Source organism: Thalassobacterium sedimentorum (assembly GCF_031127905.1).
GTDB lineage: Bacteria > Verrucomicrobiota > Verrucomicrobiia > Opitutales > Coraliomargaritaceae > Thalassobacterium > Thalassobacterium sedimentorum.
Window position 1 is genome coordinate 1 of record NZ_JARXIC010000063.1, and the last position, 7,036, is coordinate 7,036.

A 7,036-nucleotide genomic window follows, 5' to 3' on the forward strand; every position below is an offset into this window, starting at 1 on the left:
AAGAGAAACCAAACTTTTATATGTAAAAACCAACTAACAGCTTCTACGTTCTTGACACAAACTAACATAGCAGGGGCTTCACTTGTGAAGACCGCGTCTGAGAAGTGGCTCGGCAGCTAGATTCTATGCGGCGTGCCACCAGTGGCAGCCCTACGTTTTACATGCATCGTCACTTGCTGATATTCTCGATGAAGCCGCTTAAGTCCGTTCCATTCGGGTCATGTAATTGCCTTTGTGGTATGGTCTCCTCGCAAAATTCAAAAAAAGATCAGTCCCAATAATGATTTTATTCTGTTGAACCTTCTTTGCTCTGAAAAATAATGAATCAACACGAATGATACCAGACTTACACATCCAGCACTTGGACAAAGCTCTGCACGATCGAACTGGTTTCGATTGTGGAGTCTCTGCGCTGAATGGCTACCTGGCGACCCAAGCTCGGAAGGAGCAGGCGAGTGGTTGCTGCGTTTGTTTTGTTGCCAGCGAGAGCGCTGATCCGAAAAGAATTATGGGATATTACACGCTTTCAAGTGCCTCAATCAAGCGGACAGCTCTGGATGAAAAGTTAACGAAGAAATTGCCACGTTATAATGATTTACCTGCAACTTTGTTGGGACGATTGGCGGTGAATCAGCAGTTTCAAGGTCAGGGCCTTGGGGGGCGACTCTTGATCAGTGCGATGTCTCGTGCATATCAAGCGTCTCAAGAAGTCGCTTCTTGGGCTTTAGTCACAGATCCAAAGGATGCCAGTGCACGCGCATTCTACGAGAAGTTCGGCTTTCTTGAACTCGACAAGCAGCGGATGTTCTTACCAATGAAGGAAGTCGAAAGCATTGTTAATGCTCTATGACTGTATCGCGATAAGCTTGCATTGCGCGTCGCATCGCTGAGGTCGGCTTTCTCGGTGGTGCCATGAGCGCTTTAGCGAATCTTTCAGACTCCGCTTGGTTCAAGTGAATCGTTTCTGCTTCTTGAATGATTTTACGAGCACGCTTAACCAGGTGGGTGACTGCAAAAGGCGCGACTTTACGGCCTTCAATCTCGGCTGCTTTTTCAATCAGCGCCTTGTCTGAAGGAGAAATACGAGCGACCAGTCGTTCGCTTCTACGTTCTTCTGTCATCGTTGTCATGTATATATGTGTGCCACAGAGTAACACATTTGGCAATCTGGAATTCTGATTTTTTTGAAGTGCGCGGAAATGGGGCATTCAACTTAAACGGTTGCCCCATTAACAGACTCTGCACATTGAGTCATGTATTTTAAATCGAAATCTCTAGTCACCTCTAGTGTTGCCTTGCTTAGCTTCTATTGCGCACAGTGCCATCTTCTTGAATCTCTATGAGGCTGGTGCTGATGTTGTTCTAAGTGCTTCTGGCAGTGCAAATACCAGCGATTTGACTGTGATGAATGGCTCTGGGGAATCTTATCTTTATGCTCCAGCCGCTGTGCTTCAGACCGTAAATAGATGTTATGAATTCTACTCTGGAGTGTCGTTTTCGGGACCAACCAGTTTTACGGGCACGGCAGATATGGCGGGAACGTTTGTATCGGGCGACGCTGTTGACATCATAGGGCAAAACGAACAGATCATTTTGCCCACTGGTTATATTTCGGGTTCTGCCGTGAGCGGCGAATCAATATGGGCTGGAGTCACACTAGCTTCAATGGGATTAGACGAAGGGACATACACTTGGACGTGGGGGAATGATCTGACCGCTGATTCGTTGACTCTCATAGTCAGTCAGTCGCCGATTCCAGAGCCTTCTTCGTATTCCGTGATAATGAGCCTCATCGTGGCAACGATCTGTCTCTCATCTCGTCGCCGTCGGAAGGCTTAGCGAAAACAGGGCAAATGCAGATCAAAAATGAGGCCCAAAAAGAAGTCAGGGCTCAAGAAGTTGCCGTGTCATCTTTATTTTGCCTCGAGGGCGCATAGACGTCAACGACTTGAGTAGATTCATACGGGACAATCACCGCCATCTGCGAACTCGCCTCTTGACAATAAGCTCAACCCTTCCACTTGTATTCGAATATTCGAATGTTGTTTTATTTATAAATTGTTTATACCAGCAATACATCGCTCGACTCAGGCAGCGCAAAGCCAGACTTCCCTTACATCTTTCACCAAACATATGGACCCTTATACCAATCCAGACTCGCAAACAGATCGCACCCGGCAGGCAATGGTAACTCGCTTAGAAGAGCGCGGTCAGCATGCTTTCTTTCAAAAGATGATCGACGATTATGTTGACACGATCCCAAGTGATCAGCCTCTGCGTGCATTAGACCTCGGCTGCGGCACAGGTGTGGTGGCACGGCGCTTAGCGAACGCGCTTCACCCGGACTCCGAGATTCATGGGGCCGACATCAGCGATGTTCTACTGACCGAGGGGCGGCGGCAGGATGTTGCGCAACGCATTCACTGGGACCATATCCAGCCTGGCGCGTTGCCTTACGAAGAGCGCTCTTTCGATGTCATCGTCATGCACACTTTGCTGAGTCATGTGCCGAATCCACTGTCGCTGCTACAAGAAGCCGAGCGCGTGCTGGCGCCAACAGGTCAATTGATCGTTTTTGATGCTGACCACGCAGGAACCACCTACGGCCAAGAAAGCTACGAGGCGATGCGTCGGGTGGATCACCTGCTGACTTCGGCAGTCGCCACACATCCAGACCTGTGCCGTCAGATGCCACGTTATTTAAAAACAGCTGGACTCAGTTTAAATAGCCATCGCTCCGTCATCCTATCGGAGTGCGGGCGTGGCGACTACTGGTTGTCGAGCGTGCGAGGATTTGCCGGGATTCTTCCGGCGCTAAATGTCCTCTCCGAAGAAGAGGGCCAGCAATGGGTCGATGCCATGCATGCGTCCCACGACAACGGCACCTTCTTCGCCTCGGGAGCCTTCTTCACCTTTTACGCATCCCACTCATAAGCGCCTACCTGCACTCTTCTTTTAACTAAATTCAAAGCACGTCACAACGCGTATCCGTAATTCTACTGCATCAAGCACTGGGTCGTCTTCCTCGCCATCATAATTTATCAACCGGTGCTCGTCAGCAGCGGGCATCTTTTGGCAGATTTGATCTTATCCGCATTTGTCACAGTAACGATCTCGACGCTCATCAGTGGTGTCATGTTTCAGTCGTTCATGGGCGCGATGAAGAAGAAGTGCTTAGAAGCAGAAATGAAAGCTGCAGCTCAAACGAAATAAAAGCTTAAATGCACTACAGGATCCAACTACTTTTAACCAGCAAAACTCACCATGCCTAATTCAAATGATTCTCGAGCCACCTCCGAACTGTTGAAAGCATTCTCGCACCCGACCCGTTTGGCCATCCTACAAGAATTGGTTTCCGGGCCCAAGTGCGTGACCGACATGGAAGATTTGCTACCCGCGCGTCAGGCCAACATTTCTCAGCATCTTTCCGTCCTGCGACATACCGAGCTCGTCGATTACGCTCAAGAAGGCACACAACGTTGCTACTACTTAAGCCGCCAAGACTTAGTAATCGATATGCTCGCCCTACTTCAGCGTAACGACCCCGTGGTGACGCGAAGCCCCGCAGACATTCGCGCAGAGAAAGAACGCCTCGCTCTAGCTTGAATGAAGCGAACACGACAACCACGATTGGGGCATAGCTTAGTGGCAGTGCGTTTAGCATTTCAACTACCACTTCGCTAAGCTCCGGGGCAGGCGGATGCTCATAGAACGAGCACAGCACAACAGCGACTTAAGCGAAACGATCTTGAATGACGACTTCGGAGTCGGACAAGCGTTCGCCACGTGGCCAGGCTGGCTTGGCTTCTTTGCCCACTGCTATGATGAAGCTGAGCACGTGATCCTCGGGCACATTAATCAGCTTTGACACCACTTCACCATCGAAACCAATCATTGGGCAAGAACCGTAGCCCATCTCTTTGGCGGCTAACATCAGCGTCATTCCTGCAAAAGCGGTGGAGCGAATCCCCTCGTCGCGAATCAGCTGAGGCTTGTCTTGGTAAAACGGCAGAATCATCGGTCCGAGGATATCCTGAACTTCCTGCGGCGCATGCGACCAATATTTCGCAGGATCTGCTTCGTGTGCTTTTAAATCGGCACACATGATGAAGAGCACCGACGCATCGGTTACGTGAGCTTGATCCCAAGCAGCGGCGCGAATCTGCTTTCGCAATTCAGGGTCGCGCACCACTACCATACGGTAGTTCTGCATGTTAAAGGAGGACGGCGCCAGCTTGGTCAACTCGATGAGCCGAGCGAGATCCTCCTCAGGCATCTCATGTTCGGGATCATAATGCTTAATGGAGCGGCGAGCTTCGATGGTTGCTAATGTATTCATAGTTTGATTGCGGTTTGGATGAAAAAACTTCCGCAATCAAAAATTAATTACGGGAGTTAGTAGATTTAGGCTGCAGTCAGTACTGCGGTAATTGAAGCCTTCGGTTGCTTTCATATGTTTTCTATTCGGTTTAATTTTTAAGATCTATAATGCGGTATACAGACAAGTCTGTATGTTTTTTCACTTTGTCAAATACTAGGTAGTATTTTTATCATAATAATAAAAGCAGGCGCTCAGCCCTTCCACGAATTCGAGAGATCGCCTAGACTCGCGCACACTCAGCCAGCGCCAGTGCAGCCTTCTTCGCTTGCTTCACGGGCCAGACGTCTTTGACATTCTGCGACTCCGTCAACGCTCCTGTGTAGAGCAGCAACCATGCGTCTCCGAGATTACGAGCTGCAGTGGCCTTGGTACCCAATTCGCGAGCCACACTGTGCCAGAACGAACGAATGCGTTCCCGGTAGGTCACGATCACCTCACGGATCTCCGAATCCCCCGTAACCATAGTCGCAGTCACGCAGAACGGACAGCCATGATAGCCATTGCCTTCCACATACACGCTCAGTTGATCGAACATTTGGCTTACTTTTTGATGCGCCGCTCGAGGATCATCCAATATCTCCTGATGCATGGATGTAAACTGATCCATCTCCACTCGTAACCACTCCGCGCACAACGCTTCTTTACTCGGGAAATGCTGATAGAAAGTCGCCTTAGCAATCTCCGCTTGAGCAATGATCTCATTGATGCCCACACACTCGTAGCCTCGTTCACCAAATAGACGACCTGCACTCCTAAGAAGTCTTTCTCTCGCTTTGCTCATGCCGCAGGATCGAACAAGTTTGTCTGTTTTTCAAGAGCGTATCGTAGTTTCCAGTAGGGGCTTCACTTGTGAAGACCGCTGCTTTATGGTGGCTGACTCCGCGTTTTTCACTGGTGAAGAGCATTTATTTTTCCCAACTTTAGCTAGATACAAATCTTAGTTTTAATAGCTTGTCGGCTGAGCGCGCGGCTTCATTGGAGAATCGTCAAGTTGAGTCCCGGACAACCGTGCTAAAGGGCTCCTTGCCAGACCTACAAGTACATGATGATCTGGGGGAGCTTTTGCGCTTAAGGGAATTGTGTGATGGCAAATACACGGTGTTGGCAGCTGGTTGCTTAACCTGCCCTGAGTTTCATCGAGGCTATGCAGAGGTTGAGGCTGCCAATGTGGATTATGCTCCATTCGAGTCGAACGACCTGATGGTTTAACTATACTTAAGATCACGCCCGAAACTCCAGAAGATACATATTATGTGAAACTCAGAACCGAGGCTACGAATGGCATGTCGATTCGGCTCCAAGTTTCTCGAATTGGTATTATTGGTAAGAGTGAGCGCCTTAGCGCTTTGCGTGGGACTTAAATTTCAGGAGGTATGAAGATGCTATAATCAATTACTTTATTGATCGTGGCGTGATCTACGGTGTAAGTGCCAAGAGCTTCTCCCTTGGTTGTTATAGTTATTCTCGAAGGTAAAAGAATTTGATCAGTTGAGTTTTTCCGACGTTTGAAAGAATTTGCTATGTAGGAAACTTCTATTTTTTTGCCGCCAAAGTATTCTTCACGGCCCCACTTCAATAGTAGGGATTTTTCCTTGTCGATGTAGTAAAAACTGTCTGATCCGCGTTGGATTACGTAAGTATCACGGCCTCCAACTTTGTCCGTGCCGATATATCGACATCCAGTTACCGTATAGTTATAAAAATCGTGAAGAAATAAGGGGACAGTTTGAAAATGAATTGGGCTTCTCTCTCCATAGCCTCCAGCGATTACTTGCCATTGTTCGTATGTCAGCTCTTTTCTCCTGAGTGCTGTATTGTTAGAGACAACAGTATGTCCGAATTCTTCTTCCTGGAGGATATATTTTCCACGTTGCAATTTTAAATAGATTCGCTCTTCGGTCGTTTGCCCATGCTTATCGGGCATAGCTTTCGTGATGATGCGCCATAGATTCGGCATTTCTTCTGTTCCTGCCTGGTAGTTTGAAGGAATGGACACAGTCTTATCCGTATAGGTTCTTCCCATATAGGTCCACTTGATGATTAAGGCTCTTTGGCCATCCGACGTCTCAACTAGCTTGTAATCTTTGCTTTTTTTTCCGTAGGTGAATGTACCTCTGGCAGTAACCTGCTCGATTTGTGTATTCAGTCCAATTACGGCGATGTTGTTGTTTAACAACCTTAGGCTAGTGGTGTCGCTGGGGGCAGCTAGCAAGGCTGCTTCTTTTTGCTCTTGTGCGTTTAATTCCTTAGCAACTGCCTCTATGGGCTCGGAATATTCGCCGATTTCGGCAAAGGCACACGAGATTAAATTTAAAAGCAGAAGTGCAATCGCAGTGCCTTTGTGTGGAGTAAATTTTAACGGAATGAAATCCATGATGAATTGCTGGCGGACTTGTTATGTCAAAATCACAGTTAAATGACCTAAAAAGCACTAGTCTAATATATTATGCTTTTCTGTTGAAGCTTTTGCGATTGTTTCTCGTGGCCCCCATATTGTCATTGGCAGGTAGCAGAGCCAAAGCTGCTGTGGGTTTGGATTCAGAAAGAGCTTATGTTGTTATAATACCGATTCTCATAATTAATGCGCATGTAGTGGTCTCAAGTAGCGTTTACTGAAGCGCGAATCCACCCATTACCAAATAGGCGTATGACACG

General features: G+C 48.0%; 9 protein-coding genes. 5 read left to right on the forward strand and 4 right to left on the reverse strand.

What is annotated here, in order from left to right:
• The first annotated feature begins 334 nt into the window (after positions 1 to 334).
• The gene (locus QEH59_RS17860; protein ID WP_308986748.1) at positions 335 to 850 is read left to right on the forward strand and encodes a GNAT family N-acetyltransferase; all 516 of its coding nucleotides are present in this window, start codon (positions 335 to 337) and stop codon (positions 848 to 850) included.
• On the opposite strand, the gene QEH59_RS17865 is transcribed toward QEH59_RS17860, so the two are convergent.
• Positions 837 to 1,130: a type II toxin-antitoxin system TacA family antitoxin gene (locus QEH59_RS17865; RefSeq protein ID WP_308986749.1), complete on the reverse strand. Its 294-nt coding sequence runs from the start codon at positions 1,128 to 1,130 to the stop codon at positions 837 to 839. The two genes, QEH59_RS17860 and QEH59_RS17865, sit on opposite strands and share 14 nt — an antisense overlap.
• Before the next feature lie 157 nt (positions 1,131 to 1,287).
• On the opposite strand from QEH59_RS17865, the gene QEH59_RS17870 reads away from it, so the two are divergent.
• The 3 genes from QEH59_RS17870 (at position 1,288) to QEH59_RS17880 (ending at position 3,606) form a co-directional block, all read left to right on the forward strand.
• The gene (locus QEH59_RS17870) at positions 1,288 to 1,839 is read left to right on the forward strand and encodes a hypothetical protein (protein ID WP_308986750.1); all 552 of its coding nucleotides are present in this window, start codon (positions 1,288 to 1,290) and stop codon (positions 1,837 to 1,839) included.
• Positions 1,840 to 2,133: 294 nt separating this feature from the next.
• Positions 2,134 to 2,934, forward strand: coding sequence for a methyltransferase domain-containing protein (locus QEH59_RS17875; protein ID WP_308986751.1), 801 nt, complete (start codon positions 2,134 to 2,136; stop codon positions 2,932 to 2,934).
• Positions 2,935 to 3,264: 330 nt separating this feature from the next.
• On the forward strand, positions 3,265 to 3,606 hold the full coding sequence (locus QEH59_RS17880) for an ArsR/SmtB family transcription factor (RefSeq protein WP_308986752.1): 342 nt from the start codon (positions 3,265 to 3,267) through the stop codon (positions 3,604 to 3,606).
• A gap of 127 nt (positions 3,607 to 3,733) precedes the next feature.
• Here the strand turns inward: QEH59_RS17880 and QEH59_RS17885 are convergent, their stop codons facing one another.
• Both QEH59_RS17885 and QEH59_RS17890 read right to left on the reverse strand, forming a co-directional pair.
• A complete protein-coding gene (locus tag QEH59_RS17885; RefSeq protein ID WP_308986753.1) occupies positions 3,734 to 4,339 on the reverse strand; it encodes a nitroreductase family protein in 606 nt (201 codons plus the stop codon).
• A 262-nt stretch (positions 4,340 to 4,601) separates the two neighbouring features.
• Positions 4,602 to 5,162 (reverse strand): TetR/AcrR family transcriptional regulator, encoded by a 561-nt coding sequence (locus QEH59_RS17890; RefSeq protein WP_308986754.1) that lies wholly within the window; start codon positions 5,160 to 5,162, stop codon positions 4,602 to 4,604.
• Positions 5,163 to 5,332: 170 nt separating this feature from the next.
• On the opposite strand from QEH59_RS17890, the gene QEH59_RS17895 reads away from it, so the two are divergent.
• Complete coding sequence (locus QEH59_RS17895; protein ID WP_308986755.1) at positions 5,333 to 5,590, forward strand: hypothetical protein; 258 nt, start codon at positions 5,333 to 5,335, stop codon at positions 5,588 to 5,590.
• A 148-nt stretch (positions 5,591 to 5,738) separates the two neighbouring features.
• Here the strand turns inward: QEH59_RS17895 and QEH59_RS17900 are convergent, their stop codons facing one another.
• Positions 5,739 to 6,755, reverse strand: coding sequence for a LolA-like protein (locus QEH59_RS17900; protein ID WP_308986756.1), 1,017 nt, complete (start codon positions 6,753 to 6,755; stop codon positions 5,739 to 5,741).
• Positions 6,756 to 7,036 lie beyond the last annotated feature (281 nt).

Coding starts and splice junctions, on each gene's coding strand:
- QEH59_RS17875 (WP_308986751.1), top strand. CDS start 2,134: ATGGACCCTTATACCAATCCAGACTCGCAAACAGATCGCACCCGGCAG.
- QEH59_RS17890 (WP_308986754.1), bottom strand. CDS start 5,162: ATGAGCAAAGCGAGAGAAAGACTTCTTAGGAGTGCAGGTCGTCTATTT.
- QEH59_RS17900 (WP_308986756.1), bottom strand. CDS start 6,755: ATGGATTTCATTCCGTTAAAATTTACTCCACACAAAGGCACTGCGATT.
- QEH59_RS17865 (WP_308986749.1), bottom strand. CDS start 1,130: ATGACAACGATGACAGAAGAACGTAGAAGCGAACGACTGGTCGCTCGT.
- QEH59_RS17880 (WP_308986752.1), top strand. CDS start 3,265: ATGCCTAATTCAAATGATTCTCGAGCCACCTCCGAACTGTTGAAAGCA.
- QEH59_RS17885 (WP_308986753.1), bottom strand. CDS start 4,339: ATGAATACATTAGCAACCATCGAAGCTCGCCGCTCCATTAAGCATTAT.
- QEH59_RS17860 (WP_308986748.1), top strand. CDS start 335: ATGATACCAGACTTACACATCCAGCACTTGGACAAAGCTCTGCACGAT.